25 protein-coding genes and 1 riboswitch are annotated in these 25,904 nt (G+C 67.2%); of the genes, 17 read left to right on the forward strand and 8 right to left on the reverse strand.

Features of this window, described 5'->3' with window-relative positions; translation table 11 throughout:
* Positions 1-27: 27 nt before the first annotated feature.
* Entirely contained in the window at positions 28-810 is a 783-nt protein-coding gene (locus tag EZ216_RS12045; protein WP_135250014.1) for a hypothetical protein, read from the forward strand.
* Position 811: 1 nt separating this feature from the next.
* On the opposite strand, the gene EZ216_RS12050 is transcribed toward EZ216_RS12045, so the two are convergent.
* Positions 812-1,984, reverse strand: a complete 1,173-nt coding sequence (locus tag EZ216_RS12050) for an arabinose transporter (protein ID WP_275405145.1) — start codon at positions 1,982-1,984, stop codon at positions 812-814.
* A 99-nt stretch (positions 1,985-2,083) separates the two neighbouring features.
* Between EZ216_RS12050 and EZ216_RS12055 the strand changes: the two genes are divergently transcribed.
* A complete protein-coding gene (locus EZ216_RS12055) occupies positions 2,084-2,950 on the forward strand; it encodes an HNH endonuclease (RefSeq protein WP_239024357.1) in 867 nt (288 codons plus the stop codon).
* A 21-nt stretch (positions 2,951-2,971) separates the two neighbouring features.
* Here EZ216_RS12055 and EZ216_RS12060 read toward each other — a convergent pair whose 3' ends face one another.
* The 4 genes from EZ216_RS12060 to dnaA form a co-directional block, all read right to left on the reverse strand.
* Positions 2,972-3,514 carry a hypothetical protein gene (locus tag EZ216_RS12060; protein ID WP_135250017.1) on the reverse strand — a complete coding sequence of 181 codons (543 nt, stop codon included), beginning with the start codon at positions 3,512-3,514 and terminating at the stop codon, positions 2,972-2,974.
* 137 nt (positions 3,515-3,651) lie between these two features.
* Positions 3,652-6,225, reverse strand: a complete 2,574-nt coding sequence (gene gyrB / locus EZ216_RS12065) for a DNA topoisomerase (ATP-hydrolyzing) subunit B (protein WP_135250018.1) — start codon at positions 6,223-6,225, stop codon at positions 3,652-3,654.
* 154 nt (positions 6,226-6,379) lie between these two features.
* A complete protein-coding gene (gene dnaN, locus EZ216_RS12070) occupies positions 6,380-7,486 on the reverse strand; it encodes a DNA polymerase III subunit beta (protein ID WP_135250019.1) in 1,107 nt (368 codons plus the stop codon).
* A gap of 287 nt (positions 7,487-7,773) precedes the next feature.
* A complete protein-coding gene (gene dnaA / locus EZ216_RS12075; protein WP_135250020.1) occupies positions 7,774-9,186 on the reverse strand; it encodes a chromosomal replication initiator protein DnaA in 1,413 nt (470 codons plus the stop codon).
* Between the two features lie 196 nt (positions 9,187-9,382).
* Between dnaA and rpmH the strand changes: the two genes are divergently transcribed.
* The 6 genes from rpmH (at position 9,383) to EZ216_RS12105 (ending at position 14,233) form a co-directional block, all read left to right on the forward strand.
* Positions 9,383-9,517, forward strand: a complete 135-nt coding sequence (rpmH, locus tag EZ216_RS12080; RefSeq protein ID WP_027101598.1) for a 50S ribosomal protein L34 — start codon at positions 9,383-9,385, stop codon at positions 9,515-9,517.
* Positions 9,518-9,598: 81 nt separating this feature from the next.
* Positions 9,599-10,021, forward strand: coding sequence for a ribonuclease P protein component (locus EZ216_RS12085; protein ID WP_135250021.1), 423 nt, complete (start codon positions 9,599-9,601; stop codon positions 10,019-10,021).
* Positions 10,018-10,290 (forward strand): membrane protein insertion efficiency factor YidD, encoded by a 273-nt coding sequence (gene yidD / locus EZ216_RS12090; RefSeq protein WP_135250022.1) that lies wholly within the window; start codon positions 10,018-10,020, stop codon positions 10,288-10,290. Before EZ216_RS12085 ends, yidD begins: the two co-directional genes overlap by 4 nt.
* The gene (gene yidC, locus EZ216_RS12095) at positions 10,287-11,996 is read left to right on the forward strand and encodes a membrane protein insertase YidC (RefSeq protein ID WP_135250023.1); all 1,710 of its coding nucleotides are present in this window, start codon (positions 10,287-10,289) and stop codon (positions 11,994-11,996) included. The genes yidD and yidC overlap by 4 nt, the downstream gene beginning before the upstream one ends.
* 61 nt (positions 11,997-12,057) lie before the next feature.
* Entirely contained in the window at positions 12,058-13,437 is a 1,380-nt protein-coding gene (mnmE, locus tag EZ216_RS12100; protein ID WP_135250024.1) for a tRNA uridine-5-carboxymethylaminomethyl(34) synthesis GTPase MnmE, read from the forward strand.
* Positions 13,438-13,573: 136 nt separating this feature from the next.
* On the forward strand, positions 13,574-14,233 hold the full coding sequence (locus tag EZ216_RS12105; RefSeq protein ID WP_135250025.1) for a hypothetical protein: 660 nt from the start codon (positions 13,574-13,576) through the stop codon (positions 14,231-14,233).
* Here EZ216_RS12105 and EZ216_RS12110 read toward each other — a convergent pair.
* Positions 14,230-16,215 (reverse strand): monovalent cation:proton antiporter family protein, encoded by a 1,986-nt coding sequence (locus tag EZ216_RS12110; protein WP_135250213.1) that lies wholly within the window; start codon positions 16,213-16,215, stop codon positions 14,230-14,232. The two genes, EZ216_RS12105 and EZ216_RS12110, sit on opposite strands and share 4 nt — an antisense overlap.
* 167 nt (positions 16,216-16,382) lie before the next feature.
* Here EZ216_RS12110 and EZ216_RS12115 point away from each other — a divergent pair, with 167 nt between their 5' ends.
* From EZ216_RS12115 to EZ216_RS12130, 4 genes are read left to right on the forward strand one after another with little or no spacing between them, the layout of a single operon-like run.
* Positions 16,383-17,240, forward strand: a complete 858-nt coding sequence (locus EZ216_RS12115) for a KpsF/GutQ family sugar-phosphate isomerase (RefSeq protein ID WP_439126734.1) — start codon at positions 16,383-16,385, stop codon at positions 17,238-17,240.
* Positions 17,237-17,788 carry a KdsC family phosphatase gene (locus tag EZ216_RS12120; RefSeq protein WP_135250214.1) on the forward strand — a complete coding sequence of 184 codons (552 nt, stop codon included), beginning with the start codon at positions 17,237-17,239 and terminating at the stop codon, positions 17,786-17,788. Before EZ216_RS12115 ends, EZ216_RS12120 begins: the two co-directional genes overlap by 4 nt.
* A complete protein-coding gene (gene lptC, locus EZ216_RS12125) occupies positions 17,785-18,426 on the forward strand; it encodes an LPS export ABC transporter periplasmic protein LptC (RefSeq protein WP_275405146.1) in 642 nt (213 codons plus the stop codon). Before EZ216_RS12120 ends, lptC begins: the two co-directional genes overlap by 4 nt.
* Positions 18,427-18,437: 11 nt before the next feature.
* The gene (locus EZ216_RS12130; RefSeq protein ID WP_135250027.1) at positions 18,438-19,214 is read left to right on the forward strand and encodes an SDR family oxidoreductase; all 777 of its coding nucleotides are present in this window, start codon (positions 18,438-18,440) and stop codon (positions 19,212-19,214) included.
* Positions 19,215-19,274: 60 nt separating this feature from the next.
* Here the strand turns inward: EZ216_RS12130 and rbp are convergent, their stop codons facing one another.
* Together rbp and EZ216_RS12140 are read right to left on the reverse strand one after the other, a co-directional pair.
* On the reverse strand, positions 19,275-19,763 hold the full coding sequence (rbp, locus tag EZ216_RS12135; protein ID WP_135250028.1) for an RNA-binding regulator: 489 nt from the start codon (positions 19,761-19,763) through the stop codon (positions 19,275-19,277).
* Between the two features lie 275 nt (positions 19,764-20,038).
* Positions 20,039-21,241: an ammonium transporter gene (locus EZ216_RS12140; RefSeq protein ID WP_135250029.1), complete on the reverse strand. Its 1,203-nt coding sequence runs from the start codon at positions 21,239-21,241 to the stop codon at positions 20,039-20,041.
* A 116-nt stretch (positions 21,242-21,357) separates the two neighbouring features.
* Positions 21,358-21,520: riboswitch (yybP-ykoY riboswitch) on the forward strand.
* A 62-nt stretch (positions 21,521-21,582) separates the two neighbouring features.
* Between EZ216_RS12140 and EZ216_RS12145 the strand changes: the two genes are divergently transcribed.
* The 5 genes from EZ216_RS12145 (at position 21,583) to otnI (ending at position 25,893) form a co-directional block, all read left to right on the forward strand.
* Positions 21,583-22,146, forward strand: coding sequence for a TMEM165/GDT1 family protein (locus tag EZ216_RS12145; protein WP_135250030.1), 564 nt, complete (start codon positions 21,583-21,585; stop codon positions 22,144-22,146).
* A 141-nt stretch (positions 22,147-22,287) separates the two neighbouring features.
* Complete coding sequence (metX, locus tag EZ216_RS12150) at positions 22,288-23,418, forward strand: homoserine O-succinyltransferase MetX (protein WP_135250031.1); 1,131 nt, start codon at positions 22,288-22,290, stop codon at positions 23,416-23,418.
* Positions 23,415-23,999 carry a methionine biosynthesis protein MetW gene (metW, locus tag EZ216_RS12155; RefSeq protein ID WP_135250032.1) on the forward strand — a complete coding sequence of 195 codons (585 nt, stop codon included), beginning with the start codon at positions 23,415-23,417 and terminating at the stop codon, positions 23,997-23,999. Before metX ends, metW begins: the two co-directional genes overlap by 4 nt.
* A 57-nt stretch (positions 24,000-24,056) precedes the next feature.
* Entirely contained in the window at positions 24,057-25,067 is a 1,011-nt protein-coding gene (denD, locus tag EZ216_RS12160; protein WP_135250033.1) for a D-erythronate dehydrogenase, read from the forward strand.
* A 1-nt stretch (position 25,068) separates the two neighbouring features.
* The gene (gene otnI, locus EZ216_RS12165) at positions 25,069-25,893 is read left to right on the forward strand and encodes a 2-oxo-tetronate isomerase (RefSeq protein ID WP_135250034.1); all 825 of its coding nucleotides are present in this window, start codon (positions 25,069-25,071) and stop codon (positions 25,891-25,893) included.
* Positions 25,894-25,904 lie beyond the last annotated feature (11 nt).

Consider the following 25,904-nt stretch of genomic DNA (forward strand, 5'->3'; position numbering starts at 1 on the left):
CGCCGGCACAGAAGCCGGGGAGGAAGCATGGGACTGATGGACCGGGACAACGCCCGGGAGACGCGGCAATCGCCGGGCACGGACGCACCCTTCAGCCCGCCGGAGTCCACGGCCCATGGCTGGGTCATCGCGGTCACTGCCGTGGTTTGCATCGCCTGCCTTTCGCTGAAGGCTTGTCAGTGGTGGGGGGCACAACTCCCGACACACGGCACGCCTTCCAGAGCGGCACCGCAACGCGCAGCCGACGGCGCCCCAGGGCCATCCATCGAACCACCGCAGGATCTGGAACGATCGAAAGCCGACCGCGGCGTTACCGTCGTCAAGTGTGTTTCCGCCTCGGGCATCACGCTGTCGAACGGCCCGTGCGAAGCAAATACAAAGGCAACCGTCGTCTCGCGGTACACGGAGAGCAGAGCTTCTTCCGAGCCGTCGTCCACCACGGCAAGCTCGATCTATCTTTGCCGGGCCTACAACGGCAGCGCGTTCTGGGCCGAAGCGCACTGCAACCAGCACAACGCCCTGATCGAACAGATCGTGCCCGTGCCCGGCAATCTGCCCTGGGCGCAGAAGGTGCAACTCGCGGAACAGGAGCGCGCGCGTGGCATGGCCGCGCCCGTCGCTGCAGCCCCGCCGCAGCCAGCCGCGATGCGCCATCCCGAATGCTTGCATCTGGATGCCCGGGTGGCGCAGCTCGACGCCTGGGCCAGGGAGCCGCTGGGCCCCGCCGAGCAGGACCGCATCCGCAGCGAACGTCAATTCGCGCGGGACCGGCAGTTCGCGCTGAAGTGCGGCAGCTCGCCGCCGCGCTGACTCAGGCCGCCACGGGTCGCCGCCGCATCCACAGCGCAAGCGCCACCGACCCCGCGGAAGCGATGGCGCCTGCCAGGTACACCGAGTCGACGCCGGCCTGCAGCGCCAGCCACCCGCCCAACGGCCCCGACAGCCCCATCGAGATGTCCTGGAACACCACGTACCCGCCCATCGCCGCGCCGCGGCTTTCGGGCGGCGTGCGCCGCACCGCTTCCACGCCGAAGCCCTGGAACAGCAGCGCGTAGCCGGCGCCGGTCAGCGCCGCGCCGATGCACGCCAACACCGGCCCGGGCGCCAGCCAGATCAGCAGCTGCCCCACGGCCTGCAGCGCCGCGAAACCCGCGCCCACGATGGCGCCGCCGTGGCGGTCGGGCCAGTGCCCCACCAGCAGCCGCGCCACGATGAAGCCCGCGCCCAGCGCGCTGAACGCCAGCGCCGCGCCGCCCCAGCCCTTGCCCACGAACAGCAGCACGATGAAGGCGTTGATGGACGCATAGCCAAACGAACCCAGCGTGAGTGCCAGCCCCGGCAGCTTGATCAGGCCCAGCACGTGCAGGAACGGCGGCCGCTTCAGCCCGCTGGGCGCCGTGCCGGCCATCAGCGTGACCAGCGCCAGCGGTACCACCGGCACCAGCACTGCGGCGGCCGCGACCCCCGCGAAGCCGAACCGCTCGTGCACCCAGCTGCCCACCGGCGCGCCCACGCCGTACGCCGCGAACAACGCCATGCCCACCCAGCCGATCACCTTGCCCGAATGCGCGGCGCCCAGCCGCGCGATGCCCCACGCCAGGGCCGACGTGATGATGAAGCCCTCGGCCACGCCCGTGACCAGGCGCGCGGCGATCAGCAGCGTGACCGCGGCTGCCGGCTGTTCGACGACCGCGAGCGACGCGAAGTAGCCGCCGCCCACCACGCTGATGCCCAGCAGCCCGAGGCGCATCGCCAGCTTCGGCCCGCGGCCGTCCACCGTGCTGCCCGCGAGCCGCCGGCCGAACAGGATGGACGAGACGTACTGGCTGCCCATGACCAGGCCGACGAAGAAGGTGCCGAGGCCCAGCGTGTCGTGGACGTAGCGCGGGACGACGGGGAGCGCCATGCCGGAGGGGAAGAAGCCGGCGAAGACGGCCAGCATGAGCGGGAGAAGCGGCAGGAAAGCGGTAAAGAGCGCTGGCACAGTGTTAGATATGTGAATCAGAGCTAAGCTTAGAAGATGCAGACGTCGAGTAACGATTGGCTAATTCGAGCAGCCGCTTTTAGGCAGCTGCGGAGATTGATGGATTCCAAGCCCGTACTTGATTCGAGCGATATTCGCGCAGGTTTCTTGGCCGAGAACAAAAGAGTTCCCTTCATCAATCCTCAACGCGGGATCTTCAAGCCAAGTGCAATGCAAGCACTACTTTCCATTCGCACCGTCTACCCTAAGAAAGGCGCGAAGGTCTGGTACGACGATCAACGCGAGGTTCATCAGCAAATCATGAATGGCTCCGCCTCCGTTGCGTATGCCTTCATGGGAGACGATCCCCAAGCGCCCGAGAATAGGTGGTTGAAAGAAGCGCTGGAATCTCAAGTCCCGATCATCTATTTCCTTGGCGTCGCGCCTGCTCGATACATTCCTATCTTCCCTTGCTTTGTGGGTGATTGGGACGCAAAGCTATTGAGAGCAGAGATATTTTTTAACGAGCCGTTTTCCAATCCGCTAAGTGCACCTACTCAAGATGTCGCGGAACGAAGATACGCGCTCCGACAAGTCAAGCAGCGGCTTCATCAAGCGTCGTTTAGAGAAGCTGTCGTCGCTGCGTACGGCGGACGATGCGCGCTTTCTGGGCTTCCGGAAGCAGCGCTACTAGATGCGGCTCACATCGTTGCTGATGCGGACGAGAACTTCGGGCAACCCGTGGTACCAAACGGCATTCCACTTTCGAAGATTCACCACGCAGCGTTTGATGCGCATCTCATCGGAATTTCTCCCGACTTCAAAGTTCGCGTAGCAGAGCGCTTGCTAACACAGCGAGATGGCCCAATGCTCGAAGCACTCAAGAGTTTGAACGGTGCGGCACTGAGACTACCGCCACGCGATCGGGACAGGCCAGATCAGGACCGCTTGGCACAGCGGTACGAAGAGTTCCTGCTCACCGAGTAGCGCTGCTCTTGTCCTTCAAATTCAGCAGTCCGGAAGAGCATCGTCTGCGCTGGTCGTGCTCAAACGGGAGACCACGCAGCTGCTGGAATCTAAGAGCACCAACGCAGTGGTGCCAGCCGCTTGCTTTGCAGAGCCTGTAGTCTTCTTCTCACCTGGTAAATAGAGCAGGCAAGCTCTATCGGTGCACGCGACTCGGAATCCAGAAATTCGCGAAACCATCGCTCCAGTTCTTCGAAGCACAGTCGTTCTGGAACCTATACCTTGCTCACTATCTACCGCGAGTTTTCTTGCGCGCTCCATACCGTGCTCTTCGGCAAGACCCAATGCGTACAGGACGCCGTACGCGGCTAATGCAAGGGCGACCGGACTCCAATAGGCGAAGCTCTTAAGGACTGCAGTTCTTCGAGCAGGCGAAAAGTCTGACAAGAACTTCCATGCCATCAAAGAAGCGATGCCGACGTACAGTAGGGGCTGAAGCTGCTCAAGTGCCCCTAGAAAGACCATTTCTTGGTACGACCATGCAAATACACGTCGAGCACCAAAGAAACCATAGAACTCGTTCATCAGAACATAGGTTGTCGTCCAAGCTAGACCGGCGATGGCAGCCCCAAGGAACGCTAAGAGGGCAAGAGCTTCCCCCATAGCAACTTTGTCCTTGACGCTGTTCTGCAGCGATCCCTCGGTTCTTCGACGAATCCGCATCACACGTCAATATTCGCCGCCCTCAACGCATTCGTCTCAATGAAGTCCCGCCGCGGCTCCACCTCATCCCCCATCAGCATCGTGAACACGCGATCCGCCTCGATCGCGTCGTCGATCTGAACCTTCAATAGACGCCGCACGTTCGGGTCCATCGTGGTCTCCCACAGCTGTTCGGGGTTCATCTCGCCCAGGCCCTTGTAGCGCTGGCGCGCGGTGGCGCGTTCGGCTTCGGAGATCAGCCAGCGCATGGCCTGGCGGAAGTCGCCGACCTTTTCTTCCTTCGCGCGCTCGCCTTCGCCGCGCACCACGCGGGCGCCTTCGTGCAGCAGGCCGCGGAAGGTGTCGGCGGCGTCGGCCAGGGCCTTGTAGTCGGCGCCGTGCACGAAGTCCTGCGTCAGCACGCTGCTCTTCACGTTGCCGTGGTGGCGGCGGCTGATGCGCAGGATGGGCTTGTCGGTGCGGGCATCGAACTCGCCCGCCACTTCGGCCGGCGGCGCGTGGTGGGCCTTGTCGATTTCCTGCAGGTGCGCCTGCAGCTGCACGGCGCTGGCCTCGGCTTCGGGCACGGTGTCCAGGTTCAGGCGCACGCCGTCGACGATGGCGCGCAGCGCTTCGCCATCCATGAAGTTCGACAGGCGGCCGATGACCTGCTCCGCCACCATGTGCTTGCGCGCCAGTTCGGCCAGCGTTTCGCCGCTGATGGTGGTGGGGTTGTCGCCGCCGGTGTGGATGGTGGCGCCCTGCAACGCGATGCGCAGCAGGAAGCCGTCCAGCTCGGTGCCGTCCTTCAGGTACAGCTCTTCCTTGCCGGCCTTCACCTTGTACAGCGGCGGCTGCGCGATGTAGATGTGGCCGCGCTCCACCAGCTCGGGCATCTGGCGGTAGAAGAACGTCAGCAGCAGCGTGCGGATGTGCGCGCCGTCCACGTCGGCGTCGGTCATGATGATGATGCGGTGGTAGCGCAGCTTGGCGACGTTGAAGTCGTCGGTGTCGCCCTTGCCGTTGCTGTTGGCGGTGCCCGCCTTGCCGATGCCGGTGCCCAGCGCGGTGATCAGCGTCAGGATTTCGTTGCTGGTCAGCAGCTTCTCGTAGCGCGCCTTCTCCACGTTCAGGATCTTGCCGCGCAGGGGCAGGATGGCCTGGAACTTCCGGTCGCGGCCCTGCTTGGCGCTGCCGCCGGCGGAGTCGCCCTCCACGATGTAGATCTCGCACATCGCGGGGTCTTTCTCCTGGCAGTCGGCCAGCTTGCCGGGCAGGCCCATGCCGTCGAGCACGCCCTTGCGGCGCGTCATCTCGCGCGCCTTGCGGGCGGCTTCACGCGCACGCGCGGCTTCGATGATCTTGCCGACGATGGTCTTGGCGTCGTTGGGGCGCTCTTGCAGGTAGTCGCTCAGCTTGCTGGCCACCACGTCTTCCACCGGGCCGCGCACTTCGCTGGACACCAGCTTGTCCTTGGTCTGGCTGCTGAACTTGGGCTCGGGCACCTTCACGCTCAGCACGCAGGTGAGGCCTTCGCGCATGTCGTCGCCGGTGATCTCCACCTTTGCTTTCTTGGCCAGCTCGTTCTCTTCGATGTACTTGTTGATGACGCGCGTCATCGCCGCGCGCAGGCCCGTGAGGTGCGTGCCACCATCCCGCTGCGGGATGTTGTTGGTGAAGCACAGCACCTGCTCGTTGTAGCCGCTGTTCCACTGCATGGCGACTTCGACGCCGATGTTGGTGCCCTGGTCGCTGGTCTTGTCGCCGATGGCGTGGAAGGCATTGGGGTGCAACACCGATTTGCCTTTGTTCACGTAGTCGACGAAGCCTTTCACGCCGCCGGCGCCGCTGAAGTCGTCGCTCTTGCCGTTGCGTTCGTCCACCAGCTTGATGTTCACGCCGTTGTTCAGGAACGAGAGTTCCCGCAGGCGCTTGCTCAGGATCTCGTAGTGGAAGTCGTTGTTCTCGCGGAAGATTTCCACGTCGGGCAGGAAGTGCACTTCGGTGCCGCGCTTGTCGGTGTCGCCCAGGATGGTCATGGGGCGCACTTCGAAGCCGTCGCGCACCTCGGTAGTGGCGTTCTGCGGAATACCGCGGCTGAACTCCATCACGTGCACCTTGCCTTCACGGCGCACCGTCAGGCGCAGCATGACCGACAGCGCGTTGACGCAGCTGACGCCCACGCCGTGCAGGCCGCCCGAGACCTTGTAGCTGTTCTGGTTGAACTTGCCGCCGGCATGCAGCTCGGTCAGCGCGATCTCGGCGGCACTGCGCTTGGGCTCGTGCTTGTCGTCCATCTTCACGCCGGTGGGAATGCCGCGGCCGTTGTCCACCACGCTGATGCTGTTGTCGGTGTGGATGGTCACCACGATGTCGTCGCAGTGGCCGGCCAGCGCTTCGTCGATGGAGTTGTCCACCACCTCGAACACCAGGTGGTGCAGGCCGGTGCCGTCGGACGTGTCGCCGATGTACATGCCGGGGCGCTTGCGCACCGCTTCCAGGCCTTCCAGGATCTGGATGGCGCCTTCGCCATAGGAATCGCTGGCGTTGGCGGGAGTGTTCGGCTGGTTGTCGGGCAGGTTCTGGTCGGACATGAAACGCTTTTCGTAATCTCTGGAAGCACGGAACCCGCCTGGATCGGCGGGTCCCTTCTCCTCCAACACCGTTCGCCCTGAGCCTGTCGAAGGGCTTGCGCCCCGGCTTCGACAAACTTAGCCCGAACGGCCGTTGGTGTTCAAACGGCCTGGGTCAGATGCGCATCGGCATCACCACGTACTTGAAGTTCGCATCCTCGGGATTGGTGATCAGCGCCGAGCTGTTGGAGTCGGCCAGTTCCATCTTCACCATCTCCTGGCCCATGTTGGCCAGCGCGTCGATCAGGTAGGTGACGTTGAACCCGATCTCGATGGCGTCGCCGCCGTAGTCGATGTCCAGTTCGTCCACCGCCTCTTCCTGCTCGGCGTTGTTGCTGGCCACGCGCAGGGTGCCCGGTTCCACGTTCAGGCGCACGCCCTTGAACTTCTCGCTGGTGAGGATGGCCGTGCGCTGCAGGCTGGCCAGCAGCGGCTGGCGGCCCAGCGTGATGGAGTTCTTGTGGTTCTTGGGAATGACGCGGTTGTAGTCGGGGAACTTGCCCTCCACCAGCTTGGTGACGAATTCCATGCCGCCGAACGAGAACTTGGCCTGGTTGCTGGCGAACTGCATCTCGATGGCACCTTCGGCATCGGACAGCAGGCGCTGCATCTCCAGCACGGTCTTGCGCGGCAGGATGACCTCTTGACGCGGCACTTCGACGTCGAGCGTGGCGCTGGCGAAGGCCAGGCGGTGGCCGTCGGTGGCCACCAGCGACAGCTGCTTGCCTTCGGCCACAAACAGGATGCCGTTCAGGTAGTAGCGGATGTCGTGCACCGCCATGGCGAAGCTCACCTGCGCCAGCAGCGCCTTCAGCGTCTTCTGCGGCACGCTGAACTTGGGGCCGAAGCTGGCGGCTTCCTGCACCAGCGGGAAGTCTTCGGCCGGCAGCGTCTGCAGCGTGAAGCGGCTCTTGCCGCCCTTGAGCACCAGCTTGTTCTGGCTGGATTCCAGGCTGACGGTCTGGTCGCTGGGCATGGTGCGCAGGATGTCGATCAGCTTGCGCGCGCCCACCGTGGTGGTGAAGTTGCCGCTGTCGCCATCCAGTTCGGCGGTGGTGCGGATCTGGATCTCCAGGTCGCTGGTGGTCAGCTGCACCTGTGCCCCCGTCTTGCGGATCAACACGTTGGCCAGGATCGGCAGCGTGTGCCGGCGCTCCACGATGCCGGCGACGGACTGCAGTACCGAGAGCACTTTCTCCTGGGTGGCCTTCAGGACGATCATGTCGACCTCTCCTCTTTCTGTTTTCTCTTTAAAGGTAGTAGTAGCTAGATAAGGGACCGCGCCCGCTGTGGACAAGGCGCATTTTCCCCTTTTTCATCAGGCACTTGCCGCTGCCGCAAGGGTGTGGGCGGCAGCGCTTCCGGGGTGTGCCGCGAACGGGGACAACTCGGCCTTGGCGGCCGCTTCTGTGGACAACCGGGCAGTTGTGCCGGAACGGTCCACAGGGTTGTCAGCTCCCGGCTTCGACAGGCTCGGCCCGGACGGCCAGGGGGTGATCCGCATGGTCTTCAGCCCTTGAGGGTCTGTTCCAGCACGTGCAGCTGCTGGTTCAATTCGGTGACCGTCTGGCGCTCGCCGGCGATCTTGCGCACGGCGTGCAGCACGGTGGTGTGGTCGCGGCCGCCGAAAAGCTCGCCGATCTCGGGCAGGCTTTTCTGGGTCAGCTCCTTGGCCAGGTACATGGCGATCTGCCGCGGGCGCGCGATGGAGGCCGGCCGCTTCTTGCTGTACATGTCGGCGACCTTGATCTTGTAGTAGTCGGCCACCGTCTTCTGGATGTTCTCGACGCTGATCTGGCGGTTCTGGATGGACAGCAGGTCGCGCAGCGCTTCCCGGGCCAGCTGGATGGAGATTTCCTTCTGGTTGAAGCGGCTGTACGCCAGGATCTTGCGCAGGGCGCCTTCCAGCTCGCGCACGTTGCTGCGCACGTTCTTGGCCACGAAGAAGGCCACTTCCTCGGGCATCTCGGCGCCTTCGGCCCGGGCCTTGTTGATCAGGATGGCCACGCGCATCTCCAGCTCGGGCGGCTCGATGGCCACCGTCAGGCCCGAGTCGAAGCGCGAGATCAGGCGCTCGTGGATGTCGGCCAGCCCCTTGGGATAGGTGTCCGACGTCATCACGATGTGGCTTTTCTTGGCCAGCAGCGCCTCGAAGGCGTTGAAGAACTCTTCCTGGGTGCGGTCCTTGTTGGCGAAGAACTGCACGTCGTCGATGAGCAGCAGGTCGAGCGAGTGGTACTTGTCCTTGAACTCGTCGAAGGTCTTGCGCTGGTAGGCCTTAACCACATCGGAGACGAATTGTTCCGCATGGATGTAGAGAACTTTGCTGCCGGGCTTGTCCGCCAGCAGGCGGTTGCCCACCGCATGGACGAGGTGGGTCTTGCCCAGGCCGACGCCGCCGTAGATGAACAGCGGGTTGTACAGCTGGCCCGGCGCGTTGGCCACGTGCATGGCGGCGGCACGGGCCATGCGGTTGGCCGTGCCTTCCACCAGGGTGTCGAATGTCAGTGCCGTGTTGAGCCGGTTCTTGAACGGGCCGGCGGCGATGTCCTCGGCCATATCGGCCGGTTCAGCGGCGGGTGCAACCTCAGCAGCCTGCGGCGCCACGAAAGGCTTGGCGGGGCTTTCACGCTGAGCGAGGGCTAACTCCAGTTGCACCGGCTGGCCATAGAGCTTCTCCAGCGTGGCCGCGATGCGGCCGGCGTACTGGGCACGCACCCAGTCCAGCTTGAAGCGGTTGGCCACGAACAGCGTGACCTTGGAAAAATCGTCGGTGACCTTGGCCACCAGTGGTTTGATCCACGTATTGAACTGCTGCTCGGGCAGTTCCTGGGCCAGCTGGTCGATGCACGCCTGCCAGAGGCCGCCGCCCCCGTTCATGGGCGCGCCTGCCGCCAGGCTGTTGCCAAACCCCTCACTCATTCGGTCGCCGCCTTGTGGATAGTTGTCGTCTGCGGAAACAGCCCATTGTAGATTACAAAGAGGTTATCCACATCGGGTTTCCGCTATTGTCCGGGGCTGGTTTCAGGCATGGTGGCGGGCCCTTTCCTTGCCGGGCTGGCCGTTTTCGCCGATAATCGCGGGTTCCCCGCCAGACAGACACCGAAAGAAGATTCCCATGAAACGCACCTATCAACCGAGCAAAGTGCGCCGCGCCCGCACCCACGGCTTCCTGGTCCGCATGAAGACCCGCGGCGGCCGCGCCGTCATCAACGCGCGCCGCGCCAAGGGCCGCAAGCGCCTGGCCGTCTAAGGAACATCCGTTCGGGCCGAGCCTGTCGAAGCCCCGCGCCCAGCCCTTCGACAAGCTCAGGGCGAACGGGCTGAGGGCATCGTGCAACGGCTGAAGACCCGGGCGCAGTTCCAGGCCGTGATGGACGGCGGCGCCACTGTCGCGCGAACCGAGCACTTCGCGCTGCACCGCGCAGGTTTCGAGCGAACTTCGCCGCCCCCACCCGAGTCATCCACAGGGCCGGGGCCTTCGCGGGCCCAGGCCCTGTTTGCCGTGCAGGGCCAGCCGTGGATCGGCGCCATCCTGCCCAAGCGCTGGGCGCGCCGAGCCGTCACCCGCAACACCCTCAAGCGCCAGATCTACGCCGTGAGCCTGGACTTTGAAGACCGATTGCCAGCCGCCGCGCACGTGGTGCGGCTGCGGTCCGGCTTCGACCGCGCGCAGTTCCGCAGCGCTACCTCCGATGTGCTGAAGGCCGCAGTGCGGTCGGAACTGCAACGCCTCTTCGCGGGAGCCAAGCCGTGATCCGCGCCGCGCTCATCGGCCTGGTCAGGGGCTACCGGCTGCTGCTGTCGCCGTGGCTGGGCTCGGCCTGCCGCTTCACCCCGACCTGTTCGGCCTATTCGCTGCAGGCGCTGGAACGCCACGGCGCGGCGGCCGGCAGCTACCTCACGCTCGCCCGCCTGGCGCGCTGCCATCCGTGGTGCGCCGGCGGCATCGACGAAGTGCCCGCGCATGCGCCGGCACTCTTCACGCGGTTCACCGCCGCGCCCTTCCCCAAGAAGACTCCATGAACGACATTCGCCGCACCATCCTCTGGGTGGTCTTCGGTTTCTCGATGGTCCTGCTGTGGGACCAGTGGCAGGTCCACAACGGCAAGCAGGCCACTTTCTTCCCGCACCCGGCGAAGCCCGCGGCCACGGCTTCCGCGCCGAAGACGCCGGGCAGCGCCGCCACGGCCGGCGTGCCTGCCGCCACGCCTGGCGCCGCCGCGCCGCCTGCCGGGGGCGTGCCTGCGGCCGCGCCCACCACGCCGCGCGAGCGCTTCACCGTCACCACCGACCTGCTGCGCGTCACCTTCGACACCGAAGGCGCGACCCTGGTGCGCACCGAGTTCCTGAAGGTCACCGCCGATTCCGTCGCCGACAGGAACAAGCAGCCCGAAGACTTCGTCCTGCTGGAAGACAACGACCAGCGCAAGTACGTGGCGCAGTCCGGCCTGATCGGCGGCGACTTCCCCAACCACACCACGCCGATGACGCCCAGCGGCGACCGCCAGCTGAAGGATGGCGCCAACGACCTGTCGGTGCGATTCGAATCGCCCGAGAAGAACGGCGTGAAGCTGGTGAAGACCTACACCTTCCACCGCGGCTCGTACGAGATCGCCGTGAAGTACGACGTGATCAACACGGGTTCGCAGCCGGTGTCGCCGCAGGTGTACGTGCAGCTCACGCGCGGCGCGGGCGTTTCGGGCGGTTCGTTCATCACCAACCCCGCCGGCACCTTCACCGGACCCGCGGTCTACACGGCCGAGAAGAAGTACCAGAAGGTCGAGTTCAAGGACATCGACAACAACAAGATCGACATCCAGAAGGAGTCCACCAGCGGCTGGGTGGCGATGGTGCAGCACTACTTCGCCAGCGCCTGGATCCTGCCCGACGGCGTGAAGCGCGACAACTTCGTGCGCAAGGTGGACGGCAGCCTGTACTCCGTGGGCATGATCGCCCCGCTGCCGCCGGTGGCGCCCGGCGCCACGCAGTCGCTGCAGGCCGAGTTCTTCGCCGGCCCGCAGCAGGAGAAGATGCTCGAGCAGGTGGCGCCCGGCCTGGACCTGGTGAAGGACTACGGCATCTTCACCATCATCGCCAAGCCGCTGTACTGGCTGCTGGACAAGCTGCACTCGTTCATCGGCAACTGGGGCTTCTCGATCATGGCGCTGGTGCTGCTGATCAAGATCGCCTTCTTCTGGCTGCAGGCCAAGGGCTACCAGAGCATGGCCAAGATGAAGGCCGTGAACCCGCGCATCACCGCGCTGCGCGAGCGCTACAAGGACAACCCGCAGCAGATGCAGCAGGAGATGATGCGCATCTACCGCGAGGAGAAGATCAACCCGCTGGGCGGCTGCTTCCCCATCATGATCCAGATCCCGGTGTTCATCGCGCTTTACTGGGTGCTGCTGTCCAGCGTGGAGATGCGCAACGCGCCCTGGATCGGCTGGATTCACGACCTGTCGTCCAAGGACCCGTACTTCATCCTGCCGGCGGTGATGACGCTCACCACGCTGCTGCAGACCGCGCTGAACCCCGCGCCGCCCGACCCGATGCAGGCCAAGATGATGTGGATCATGCCGCTGGCGTTCTCGGTGATGTTCTTCTTCTTCCCGGCCGGCCTGGTGCTGTACTGGATCACCAACAACGTGCTGTCCATCGCGCAGCAATGGCTGATCAACAAGCGCATGGGCGTGCCGCCGGAGTTCAACCTGCCGAAGTTCGGCGGCTGATCGGAAGCCAAAAAAAAACGGGGGCCCTTCGGGCCCCCTTCTCTTTGCGCACAATCACCGCATGCTGACCGCGCACCGCGATCCCATCGCCGCCATCGCCACGGCCCCCGGCCGCGGCGCGGTGGGCATCGTGCGCGTATCGGGCCGGTCGGCGCAGCCGATCATCGATGCCGTCTGCGGCCGTTCGCTGAAGCCGCGCGAAGCGACGTACCTGCCTTTCCGTGCCACCGATGGTTCGCCCATCGACCAGGGCATCGCCATCCACTTCCCGGCGCCCCACTCGTACACGGGCGAGGACGTGCTGGAACTGCAGGCGCACGGCGGACCCGTGGTGCTGCAGCTGCTGCTGGCGCGCTGCCTGGAAGCGGGCGCGGCGATGGGTTTGCGCGTGGCGCGGCCCGGCGAGTTCACCGAGCGCGCCTTCCTCAACGACAAGATCGACCTGGCGCAAGCCGAAGCCATCGCCGACCTCATCGACGCCAGCACCGAAGCCGCGGCGCGCAGCGCGGGCCGCTCACTGGCCGGCGAGTTCTCGCGCGAGATCCACACGCTGCGCGACGCGCTGATCCACCTGCGCATGCTGGTGGAAGCGACGCTGGACTTTCCGGAAGAAGAGATCGATTTCCTGCGCCAGTCCGACGCGCAGGGCCAGCTCGATCGCCTGCAGTCCGCGCTGGCCGGCGTGATGCGCCGCGCGCGCCAGGGCGCGCTGCTGCGCGAAGGCATCCAGGTCGTCATCGCGGGGCAGCCGAACGCGGGCAAGAGCTCGTTGCTCAATGCGCTGGCCGGTGCGGAACTGGCCATCGTGACGCCCATTCCCGGTACCACGCGCGACGTGGTGAGCCAGACCATCCAGGTCGAAGGCGTGCCGGTCCACGTGATCGACACCGCGGGCCTGCGCGAAAGCGAAGACGTGGTGGAACGCATCGGCATCGAGCGCGCCTGGGCGCGCATCGAAGCCGCGGACGCGGTGCTGTTCCTGCACGACCTCACCCGAGCCCAGGAAACCGGCTACCACGAAGGTGATGAAGCGCTGCTGCGGGACTTGCGCTCGCGGGTGCCGGAAGCCGTGCCCGTGGTGCAGGTGTGGAACAAGGCGGATGCAGCCGCGAGCTCAACCGTGCACGAGGGCGAGCTGCGCCTGTCCGCGAAGACCGGCGACGGGCTGAACGCCTTGCGAGATCGCTTGCTGCAGATCGCGGGCTGGCAGGCCGCGCCGGAAGGCGTGTACATCGCACGCGAGCGCCACCTGCAAGCCCTGCGCCGTGTCGACGCCCACCTGATGGAGGCCGCGGCGCAACTCGCGGGCGAGGTGCCGGCGCTGGACCTGCTGGCGGAAGAACTGCGCCTGGCGCAGAACGCGCTGAACGAGATCACCGGCGAATTCACGGCGGACGACCTGCTCGGCGTCATCTTCTCCAGCTTCTGTATCGGAAAGTAGGGCCATCCGGCGCGTGACGAAAGCCACAGCCTCGGCCGTTCGGTGAAGCCGCGGTGTCCGCGCGTCGGCGAGGGATGGCGCGCCGCGGGGGGTGCCCGCTACACTGGCCGTCCGCCTCTCCGTGAAAGTGGAGTCCATGTCGTTGCTGCGTTGGTTCACCCGCTCGAAGCGGCCGGCCGAAGCCGGCCACTCCGGCTCGCTGCCCGGTAGCGACACCACGCGTCCACCGCCCCTGGGCAGCCGAAAGGTCGAACGCACGCACCGGCGCGAACTTCTGTACACGATCGTGCGCGAATGCATGGTGCGCGCTGGCGTGCTGACCTCCAGCTACCGGTTCAAGGTGCTGTCGCTCGACGGCCGGGGCCGCCAGTTCATGATCATGGTGGACCTGGTGGATGCGCCGGTGGCCAGCAGCGCAAGCCTCGCGGCGGTGGAGAACATGATCGCGGAGGCCGCCAAGGCGCGCCACCAGATCGCGGTCAAGGGCGTGTACTGGCGCCAGAACAGCGCGTCCGCCAAAGGGGCCGCGGTGAAGCAGCCGGCCGCCAAGGCCGCGCAACCAACGCCAGCGAAGGCGCCTTCCGAGGCTGACCCCATTGATGCCGCCGAGATCGCGGCGTTCCAGAAAGCGCTGGCCGCGGGCCTGGCGAAGCCCGCCGCGCCCGCCGACACGTTGGCGGCGACGCCCACGAACCGCACGCCCAGCTACACGCTGCTCACGGGCTTCGAAGACACCGAGCAGGCCGAAGCCGCCGCCACCGCGCTCAGCGCCACGCAGTACGGCGAGCTGCGCTAGCCCTTCAGGAGTTTCTGTTCCGCGACCGACAGGGCTTCCGGCCGGCCGGAGAGCACCAGCGTGTCGCCATCCGCCAGCGCGGGGTCGCGGTCCACTTCGGCGACCTTGCCGTCGGCCCGCCGCAGGCTCACCACCCGCACGCCCATCGCATGCAGCGCGAACTGCGCCAGCGGCTTGCCGACCGCGCGCGCGCCCAGCGGCAGCGTCAGCGTGGACAGGCGTTCCTGCTGCAGGTCTTCCACCGTGTCGTCGTCGGCGCCGTGGAAGTAGCCGCGCAGGAGGTTGTAGCGCTCGTCGCGCTGGTCCTGCACGATGCGGATCACTCGCCGCATGGGCACGCCCACCAGCGCCAGCGCGTGGCTGGCCAGCATGAGCGAGCCTTCCAGCGCTTCGGGCACCACTTCGGTGGCACCGGCGGCCTGCAGCTTTTCCAGCTCGCGGTCGTCCTGGGTGCGCACGATCACCGGCACCTGCGGCGCGTGCGCGCGCGTGTTGGCCAGCACCTTCAGCGCGCCGGGCACGTCCAGGTAGGTCACCACCACCGCGCTGGCCCGCGCCAGGCCGGCGGCGATCAGCGCCTGCAGGCGCGCGGCGTCGCCGAACACCACCGAGTCGCCCGCGGCGGCGGCCTGGCGCACGCGGTCGGGGTCCAGGTCCAGCGCCATGTAGGGGATGTTCTCGCGCTCCAGCACGCGCGCCAGGTTCTGGCCGCAGCGGCCGTAGCCGCAGATGATCACGTGCTTGTTGGCGTTGATGGATCGCCGCGCGATGGTGGTCATCTGCAGCGATTGCTGCAGCCATTCGTTGGCCACCAGCTTCATCACCAGCCAGTTGCTGTACATGATGATGAAAGGCGTGGCCAGCATGGACAGCACCATGCTGGCCAGCACCGGTGCCAGGAGCGGTGCCGGGATCACCTGGTTCTGTTGCGCCAGCGCCAGCAGCACGAAGCCGAACTCGCCCGCCTGCGCCAGGTACAGCCCGGTGCGCAGCGACACGCCCGGCGTGGCGCCCATCTGCCAGGTGAGGAGGGTCACCAGCACCAGCTTGAACAGCACCGGCACGGTGAGCATCAGCAGCACCAGCGCCCAGCGCTCGCCCACCAGGCGCCAGTCGAGCATCATCCCGATGCTGACGAAGAACAGGCCCAGCAGCACGTCGTGGAACGGCCGGATGTCGGTCTCCACCTGGTGCTTGTATTCGGTCTCGGAGATCAGCATGCCGGCGATGAACGCACCCAGCGCCAGCGACAGGCCGGCGTGCTCGGTCAGCCAGGCCAGGCCCAGTGTGATGAGCAGCAGGTTCAGCACGAACAGCTCTTCGCTCTTGCGCCGTGCCACCAGCGTGAGCCACCAGCGCATCGCGCGCTGGCCGCCGGTGAGCAGCACCGTGACCAGCACGGCGGCCTTGAGCGTGCCGAAGGCCAGCGCCATCAGCAGCGCCTCGGGCTTGCTGCCCAGCGCGGGGATGAGCACCAGCAGCGGCACCACGGCCAGGTCCTGGAACAGCAGCACGCCCATCACGCGCTTGCCGTGCTCGGACTCCAGCTCCAGCCGGTCGGCGACCAGCTTGACGACGATGGCCGTGCTGCTCATCGCCAGCGCGCCCGACAGCACCAGCGCCGTCTGCCAGCTCATGCGCCAGAACTGCGGCAGCACCGTCGACAGCGCCAGGCTGCCGGCGGTGCCGATGACGATGGTCAGCACGACCTGGAACAGCCCCAGCCCGAACACGTGGGCGCGCATGGCGCGCAGCTTGGGCAGGTTGAATTCCAGCCCGATCACGAACATCAGGAAGACGACGCCGAACTCGCCGAGATAGCGCACGGCTTCCGAGTTCTCGCCCAGCGCCAGCGCGTTGGGGCCGATCACCACGCCGACCACCAGGTAGCCCAGCATGGGCGGCAGCTTGAGCGAACGGGAGGCCACCACCCCCAGTACCGCGGCCAGCAGGTACACCAGCGTAAGTTCCAGGGTGGTCATCGGCATGGGCCCGATACTAGCTGGACACCTAAAATCGCCCGCTTATGTCCGCTTTCGACCGCGACCAGGCGCTGCGCCTGGCCCAGGAGACTTTCGACATCGAAGCCGCGGCCGTGCTGGGCCTGAAGGCCCGCACCGGCGATGCTTTCGCGCGTGCCGTGCAAGCCATGCTGGCCGTGCGCGGCCGCGTGGTGGTCATGGGCATGGGCAAGAGCGGCCACATCGGCCGCAAGGTGGCCGCCACGCTGGCTTCCACCGGCACGCCGGCCATGTTTGTCCACCCGGCCGAGGCCAGCCACGGCGACCTGGGGATGATCAAGGCCATCGACCTCGTGCTGGCCATCTCCAACGGCGGCGAAAGCGACGAGATCACGGCCATCCTGCCCATCCTCAAGCGCTTCGGCGTTGCGCTGGTGGCGATGACGGGCAACGCGAACTCCACGCTCGCGCAGCACGCGGACATCGTGCTGGACAGCGGCGTGGAAAAGGAAGCCTGCCCGCTGCAGCTGGCGCCCACCGCCAGCACCACGGCGCAGCTGGCGCTGGGCGATGCGCTGGCCGTCGCGCTGCTGGACGCGCGCGGCTTCCGTTCGGAAGACTTCGCGCGCTCGCATCCGGGCGGCTCGCTGGGCCGCAAGCTGCTGACCCACCTTTCGGACGTCATGCGCAGCGGCGACGCCGTGCCGCGCGTCGGGCCGGACACCGCCTTCCCCGACTTGATGCGCGAGATGAGCGCCAAGGGCCTGGGCGCCTCCGCCATCGTCGACGCCGGCGGCCGCGTGCTGGGCATCTTCACCGACGGCGACTTGCGCCGCCTGATCGAAAAAGGCGCGGACCTGCGCGCGGTGAAGGCGCACGAGGTCATGCACGCGGGTCCACGCACCGTCCGCGACGACGCCCTGGCCGTCGAGGCGGCCGAGCTGATGGAGCAGCACCGCATCACCAGCGTGCTGGTGGTCGACGCGCAAGGGCGCCTGTGCGGGGCCGTGAACAGCAACGACCTGATGCGCGCCAAGGTGATCTGAGCTTGTCCGCGCCCGCCCTCTCCTTTCCGCCCGAACTGCTGCTGGCCGCCCAGGGCGTGCGGGTGGCCTTTTTCGACGTCGACGGCGTGCTGACCGACGGCGGCCTGTACATGGGCGCCGAAGGCGAAAGCCTGAAGCGCTTCAACATCCTGGACGGCCTGGGCCTGAAGCTGCTGCAGCAGGGCGGCATCGCGCCGGTGGTCATCACCGGCCGCGACTCACCGGCGCTGCGCGCGCGGCTGGCCGCGCTGGCCATCACGCACGTGCACTACGGCACCGAAGACAAGGCGCCCGCCGCGCAGAAGACGCTGGAAGCGTTGGGCCTGGCCTGGTCGCAGGCCGCCGCCATCGGCGACGACTGGCCCGACCTGCCGGTGCTGCGCCGCTGTGCCTTCGCCGCCGCGCCGGCCAACGCGCATACGGAGGTCAAGGCCGCGGCGCGCTATGTCACCCAGGCCGCGGGCGGCCACGGCGCGGCACGCGAGTTTTGCGACCTGCTGCTGGTGGCCGGCGGCCGCTATGCGCAGCTGCTGGAACGCTACCGGTGAGTACCGCCGCCCTGCCTTCACCCACCGTGTGGCGCCGCGCGCGGGCCCTCTGGGACCGCGCGGCGGTCTACCTGCCGGTCATCCTGATGGGGGTCATGGCACTGGGCACCTACTGGCTGGCCAGCAACACGCCTTCGTTCATCGGCGGGCCGGAAACGCAGCGGCCGGCGACGCACGACCCCGATTACTTCATGCGCGATTTCTCGGTGAAGACGTTCGAGCCGAATGGCCGGCTGAAGAGCGAGGTCTTCGGCACCGAGGCGCGCCACTTCCCCGACACGGACACGCTGGAGATCGACAACCCGCGCATCCGCAGCTACGACGAGAACGGCTCGCTCACCATCGCCACCGGCCGCCGCGCCATCAGCAACGGCGACGGCTCGGAGGTGCAGCTGATCGGCGATGCGGTGGTGGTGCGCGATGCGCCGCCGGGCACGGAGACGCCGCACATGGAAATCCGCAGCGAGTTCCTGCACGTGTTCGTCAACACCGAGCGCGTGAAGACGCATCTGCCGGTGACGCTGATCCGCGGCAACGACGAGTTCCACGGCGACTCGATGGACTACGACAACCTCGACCGCATCATGGGCCTGCAGGGCCGCGTGCGCGGCCGGCTGGTGCCCACGCCCAAACCCTGAGGAAAAGCAGCATGGCGCGTCCCCTCGTGTTCATCACCGGCGCGTCCAGCGGCATCGGCCAGGCGCTGGCGGCGCGTTACGCGCGGGCAGGCTGGAATCTGGCACTGGCAGCCCGGCGCACGGGCGAGATCCAGGCCTGGGCGGCGCAGCAGGGACTCGATCTGGCGCGGTACGCCGTGTACGCGGCCGACGTCGCCGACACGGAAAGCATCGTGGCCGCGGGGCGGCGCTGCATCGCGGAGCAGGGCCTGCCCGACGCCGTGATCGCCAACGCGGGCATCAGCATCGGCGTGGACACGGCCGTGCGCGAAGACCTGGACGTGATCGCGCGCACGTTCGCGACCAACAACATCGGGCTGGCGGCGACCTTCCATCCGTTCATCGATGCCATGGCCCAGCGCGGCTCCGGGCGGCTGGTGGGCGTCGGCAGCGTCGCCGGCATCCGCGGGCTGCCGGGGCACGGCGCCTATTGCGCGAGCAAGGCGGCCGTCATCAGCTACTGCGAAAGCCTGCGCGGCGAGCTGCGCGCCAGCGGCGTGAAGGTGGTGACCATCTGCCCGGGGTATGTGGACACGCCGCTCACGAGCAGGAACCGGTACTCGATGCCTTTCCTGATGCAGCCGCCGGAGTTCGCGGACCGCGCTTTCCGCGCCATCGAGGCCGGCGCCAGCTACCGTGTCATCCCCTGGCAGATGGGCATTGTGGCCAAGCTGCTGCGGATGCTGCCCAACGCCCTGTTCGACCGCGTGCTGGCCGGGCGGCCACGCAAGCACCGGCAAGGCAGCTGATCCTCCACCGGCCATGAAAAAAGGCCCCCGAAGGAGCCCTTGTTGCCGTGCGAGGCGCGATCAGTAGTTGCCGCCGCCGCCACCACCGCCACGGTTGCCGCCGCCGCGCGGGCCGGAACCGTAGGGGCTGCGGAAGCCACCGTCGTTGCCGCCGCGGCCACCGCCGCCGCCGCCGCCACCGAAGCCGCGGCCACCGCCGCCACCACCACCGTAGCCGCCGCCACCGCCGCCGTAACCACCACCGCCGCCGCCGCCGCCGTAGCCGCCGCCACCACCACCGCCGAAGCCGCGCGGACGCGCTTCCATCGGGCGGGCTTCATTGACGACGACGCTGCGGCCGCCCAGGGGCTGGCCGTTCATGCCGCTGATGGCGGCTTGCGCTTCGGCATCGCTGCCCATCTCGACGAAACCAAAGCCCTTGGAGCGACCCGTGTCGCGTTCCATCATGACTTTGGCGCTGGTGACCGCGCCGAACTGGCCGAAAGCCTGTTCGAGATCGCTGTCGCGGACGCTGTAGGGCAGGTTGCCCACGTACAGTTTGTTGCCCATTGAAAGGGACTCCTGGAAAGAACGGAAAGAGCGCGATGGAGTCCCGAAAACGCATCAACGAAGCGAAAGCGACCTTGTCACCGCAAACCGCGCGGACCCGAAAGTCCACGTCGTCGAATTATGAAGCAGATATCCGTATGGCATGCAAGGGGCCGGACCCGGGAAGCCTTTCGGCACGTGGGGCCGATGCGCCCCAAGGGTGCTGGGCCGTTCGCGAAGCGCACGGACTCGCGCGCCTCCGGCACGGATGAGTGCGAATGAACGGTGAAATGAAACTACCAGTTCACTTCGCGTTCCGGCGTTGAGCCGATCTTGTGGATGGCGAGGTCGGCGCCTTCGAATTCCTCTTCCTGCGTGAGCCGCAGGCCGAGCATCGCCTTCAAGGTGCCGTAGACGACGAAACCCCCCAGCAGCGCCCAAGCCACGCCCATGACGCTGCCCAGGAGCTGCGCGACAAAGCTCACGCCACCCAGGCCTCCCAGCGCCTTGCTGCCGAAAATGCCGGCGGCCAGGCCGCCCCACAGCCCGCACAGCCCGTGCAGCGGCCACACGCCCAGCACGTCGTCGATCTTCCAGCGGTTCTGCGTCAGCGTGAACATGGCGACGAAGATCGCGCCGGCCACCGCGCCCACCGCCAGCGCGCCCACCGGATGCATCAGGTCGGAGCCCGCGCACACCGCGACCAAGCCCGCCAGCGGGCCGTTGTGCACGAAGCCGGGGTCGTTGCGGCCCAGCGCCAGCGCCGCCAGCGTGCCGCCCACCATCGCCATCAGCGAGTTGACCGCCACCAGGCCGGAGATCTTGTCCAGCGTCTGCGCGCTCATCACGTTGAAGCCGAACCAGCCCACCGTGAGGATCCAGGCGCCCAGCGCCAGGAAAGGGATGTTCGAAGGCGGGTGCGCCGAGATCGCGCCATCCTTGCGGTAGCGGTTGCTGCGCGCGCCCAGCAGCAGCACGGCCGGCAGCGCCAGCCAGCCGCCCACCGCGTGCACCACCACCGAGCCGGCGAAGTCGTGGAACTCCTCGCCGGTGACGGACTTGATCCAGTCCTGGATACCGAAGGCGTGGTTCCAGCTGATGCCCTCGAAGAAGGGGTAGACGAGGCCGACGATCACCGCGGTGGCGATCAGCTGCGGCGCGAAGCGGGCGCGCTCGGCGATGCCGCCGGAAATGATGGCGGGGATGGCCGCCGCGAATGTCAGCAGGAAGAAGAACTTCACCAGCTCGTAGCCGTTCTTCGCCGCCAGCTGCTCGGCGCCGACGAAGAAGTGGGTGCCGTACGCCACGCCGTAGCCGACCATGAAATAGGCGACGGTGGACACCGAGAAATCCACCAGGATCTTGACCAGCGCATTGACCTGGTTCTTCTTGCGGACCGTGCCCAGCTCCAGGAACGCGAAGCCGGCGTGCATCGCCAGGACCATCACGCCGCCCAGCAGGATGAACAGGACGTCCGCGCCCTGTTTGAGTGCTTCCATGAACCCCTCTTTGGATGAAACTGCGTCTTTGTGGTGCGTCCCGGCCGTTTCCGGCGATCGCGCACCAAAGCTAAGCAATAACCGCGCCAGAAGGGTGCGAAAGGCGGCTGCGGGTACAATCGCCCGAGTCATTGGGGAGTAGCCGCCCTCCATCGCGAGAGGGGCCTGCGTCAACAGACTTGAACCGCAAGGTTCATGGCGCAGGCGGACACCCTGCCGGCCCGCAACGGGCCGGCGGAGAACTTGGCGAGACCTTTGGCTGTGCCGCCTCCGCTTTCCGGCCGGGGCTGCGGCGCAGTCATCGGTGCTTGCTTGGCCCCGGCCGGAGTTTGTTGTCCCTGATGGAACCCTTCCTGATCTCCACCGCCGTCGTCGCCCTCGCCGAGATGGGCGACAAGACGCAGCTGCTCTCGCTCGTGCTCGCGGCGCGCTTCCGCCGGCCCTGGCCGATCGTCGCCGGCATCTTCGTGTCCACGCTGGTCAACCACGGGCTGGCCGGTGCGCTCGGTGCCTGGGTCACCGCCCACGTGAGCCCCGACGTGTTGCGCTGGGTGCTCGGCGGCTCGTTCATCGCCATGGCCATCTGGATGCTGATTCCGGACAAGCTGGATGAGGAAGAAGCGCAGACCAAGCCCCGCTTCGGCGTGTTCGTGACCACGGTGGTGGCGTTCTTTCTGGCCGAGATGGGCGACAAGACGCAGGTCGCCACGGTGATGCTGGCCGCCCGCTTCGATGCCTGGGCTTCCGTCGTGACCGGCACCACGCTGGGGATGATGCTGGCCAACGCGCCGGTGGTCTGGTTCGGCGACCGGCTCACCCGCCGGGTGCCCATCCGCGCGGTGCACGTGGTGTCGGCGATGATCTTCCTGGGACTGGGCGCGCTGGCGCTGCTCGGGGCCGGTTGACGCGGCGAGCGGGGCCGGTTGCTATACTTCCCCGCTACAGCGCCGATTTGCTTCCGCTTGCGGGCGCTTCAACAAATGCAGCTAAAGACGAAGCCAGCAACCCGGCATCGTGTTTAGCGACGCCGGGTTTTCTTTTTGGCCATGACGCTGATCGCCGAACCGAAGTCCATGCACTTCGCCGAGCCGCTGCCGCTGCGAAGCGGCGCATCGGTGCGCGCGTACGACCTCGCGTACGAGACGTACGGCACGCTCAACGCCGACCGCTCCAACGCCGTGCTGGTGTGCCACGCGCTGAACGCGTCGCACCACGTGGCGGGCGTGTACCCGGGCCAGGAAAAGTCCGAAGGCTGGTGGGACACCATGATCGGCCCCGGCAAGCCGGTGGACACCGACCGCTTCTTCGTCATCGGCGTGAACAACCTTGGCTCGTGCTTCGGCTCCACGGGGCCTATGCACGTGAACCCGGACACGGGCCGCGTCTACGGCGCCGACTTCCCGGTCGTGACGGTGGAAGACTGGGTGAACGCGCAGGCGCGGCTGCTGGACGCACTGGGCATCCAGCGGCTGGCGGCCGTGATGGGCGGCAGCCTGGGCGGCATGCAGGCGCTGTCGTGGACGCTGCAATACCCAGATCGCGTGGGCCATGCCGCCGTGATCGCCAGCGCCCCCAACCTCACGGCCGAGAACATCGCCTTCAACGAAGTCGCGCGCCGCGCCATCGTCACCGACCCCGACTTCCACGGCGGCCACTTCTACGAGCACGGCGTGGTGCCCAAGCGCGGCCTGCGCATCGCGCGCATGGTGGGCCACATCACGTACCTTTCCGACGACGTGATGAACGAGAAGTTCGGGCGGCACCTGCGCGAAGGCCTGGACATCCGCTACACCACGCAAGACATCGAATTCCAGATCGAGAGCTACCTGCGCTACCAGGGCGACAAGTTCAGCGAGTACTTCGACGCCAACACCTACCTGCTGATCACGCGCGCGCTGGACTATTTCGACCCAGCGCTGGCGCACAGCGGCAACCTGGCGAAGGCGCTGGCCGCGGCCACCGCGCGCTTCCTGCTGGTGAGCTTCACCACCGACTGGCGCTTCTCGCCCGCGCGCAGCCGCGAAATCGTGAAGGCGCTGCTGGACAACCGGCGCCGCTGCACCTACGCCGAGATCGACGCGCCGCACGGCCACGACGCCTTCCTGCTGGAAGACCCGCGCTACCTGTCGCTGGTGCGGGCGTGGTTCGACGGCATCCACACGGAGCTGGCGGCATGAGCGACCGTGCCACCATGGACACCATCGCCCGGCTGGTGCCGCCGGGCTCCCGCGTGCTGGACCTGGGCTGCGGCGACGGCGCCTTGCTGGACCTGCTGCAACGCGAGCGCAACTGCACCGGCTACGGCGTGGAGATCGCCGGCGACAACGTGCTGGCCTGCACGCGGCGCGGCGTGGACGTCATCCAGCTGAACCTGGACGAAGGCCTGTCCATGTTCCGCGACGACAGCTTCGACGTGGTGCTGCAGATCGACACGCTGCAGAACCTGCGCAACGCCGAAACCATGCTGCGCGAAACCGCGCGCGTGGGCCGCACGGGCATCGTTGCCTTCCCCAACTTCGCGCACTGGCCCAACCGGCTGTCGATCCTGCGCGGGCGCATGCCCGTCACCAAGCGGCTGCCCTACCAGTGGTACGACACGCCCAACATCCGCGTGGGCACGTTCAAGGACTTCGAGGTGCTGGCCACGCGCAACCGGCTGGCCATCGTCGACGCCTTCGGCCTGCAGGAAGGCCACCAAGTGCGCGTGCTGCCCAACCTGCGCGCCAGCACCGCCGTGTTCCGCTTCGAGCGCGGATGAGCCGGCGTCCGCGTTGACCCCGAGGTGGGCGCGCAGGGCCACGGCTATGCTCCCCGCATGAACATCCTCATCACTGGCGGCGGTGGCTTCCTCGGCGCGCGCCTGGCGCGGACGCTGCTGGCCCGGGACGAACTGGCGCCTGCGGGCAAGCTGGCGCGCCGCATCCGCTCGCTCACGCTCACCGACCGCGTTCCGCCGCCCGATGACCTGGCCGCCGACCCGCGCGTGAGCGTGGTCACCGGTGACCTGAACGAGCTCATCGCCACGAAGCGGCTGCCGGCCGCCGAAACGGACGTGGTGTTCCACCTTTCCGCCGCCGTCAGCGGCGAATGCGAAGCCGATTTCGACCTCGGCATGCGCAGCAATTTCGCGGCGACGCACGCGTTGCTCGAAGCGAGCCGCGGCCTCGGCACTTCGCCGGTGTTCGTGTTCGCGAGTTCCCTGGCGGTGTTCGGCAAGCAGCCCGGCCGGCCGATGCCCACGCCCATCCAGGACGACACGCTGCCCACGCCGCAAAGCAGCTACGGCATCCAGAAGCTCATCGGCGAGCAGCTGGTCGCCGACTACACGCGCAAGAGTTTCGTGCGCGGGCGCAGTGTCCGGCTGATGACCGTGAGCGTGAGGCCGGGCCGTCCCAACGGCGCCGCGTCCGGCTTCCTGTCGGGGATGATCCGCGAGCCGCTCGCCGGCGTGCGCGCGCAAGTGCCCGTGACGCCGGACACGCTGGTCGCACTCGCGTCCCCCGCCCGCACCATCGAAGGCATCGTGCGTGCGGCCGAAGCGTCGTCCGAAGACTGGGGCCAGCTCACGGGGTTGAACCTCCCGTCGTTGCGCACCACTGTCGGCGAAATGGCAGCCGCCTTGGAGAAGGTCGCCGGCGGCGACGCCACGGCATTGCTGGACTGGAAGCCCGACCCCGCGATCGAGAAGCTGGTGAGCACCTGGCCCGGCGACGTGCGCTGGGACCGCGCGCGTGGTCTCGGCCTCGGCGCCGACACCAGCTTCGAGCAGGTCGTTCGCGACTACGTGCGCGAGAACGCGGCCGCCGTGAAGCTGCCGGTGCGCTGACATGCCGCGCTTCGCCGCCAACCTGTCGATGCTCTACCCGGAGCGGCCGTTCCTCGACCGCTTCGAGTCCGCCGCGCGCGACGGTTTCGAGGGCGTGGAGTTCCTCTTCCCCTACGAACACGCGCCCGAGGAAATCGCGGCGCGCCTTCGCGGCAACGGCCTGCAGCAGGTGCTGTTCAACGCGCCACCCGGCGACTTCGCCAACGGCGAGCGCGGCATGGCCTGCCTGCCCGGCCGTGAAGCGCAGTTCCAGGCCGGCCTGCTCCAGGCGATGCGCTACGCGCAGGCGCTGGGCTGCCCGCGGGTGCACGTCATGGCCGGCCTGGTGCCCGCGCACGCCGACCGCGCCGCGCTGCGCGCCACCTACATCGCCAACCTGCGGTGGGCCGCGAAGCAGGCCGAGCGCGAAGGCGTGAACCTGCTCGTCGAACCGATCAACGTGCGCGACATCCCCGGCTACTTCCTCAACCGGCAGGACGACGCGCACGCGGTGCTGGCCGAAGTGGGCGCCGGCAACGTCAAGGTGCAGATGGACCTGTACCACTGCCAGATCGTCGAAGGCGACGTGGCCACCAAGATCCGCCAATACCTGCCTACGGGCCGCGTGGCGCACTTCCAGATCGCGGGCGTGCCGCAGCGGCACGAGCCCGACCTGGGCGAGGTGAACTTCGACTACCTGTTCGGCGTCATCGACGAAGTGTCGGCCACCTGCGGCTGGGAAGGCTGGATCGGCTGCGAGTACCGGCCCGCACGCGGCGCAGCCGAAGGCGGCACCAGCGAAGGCTTGGGCTGGCTGCGCCGCTGGCGCACGCGCACTGGAGCCTGACCACGCTCACG

Origin of the sequence: Ramlibacter humi, assembly GCF_004681975.1 — a bacterium.
Taxonomy (GTDB): domain Bacteria; phylum Pseudomonadota; class Gammaproteobacteria; order Burkholderiales; family Burkholderiaceae_C; genus Ramlibacter; species Ramlibacter humi.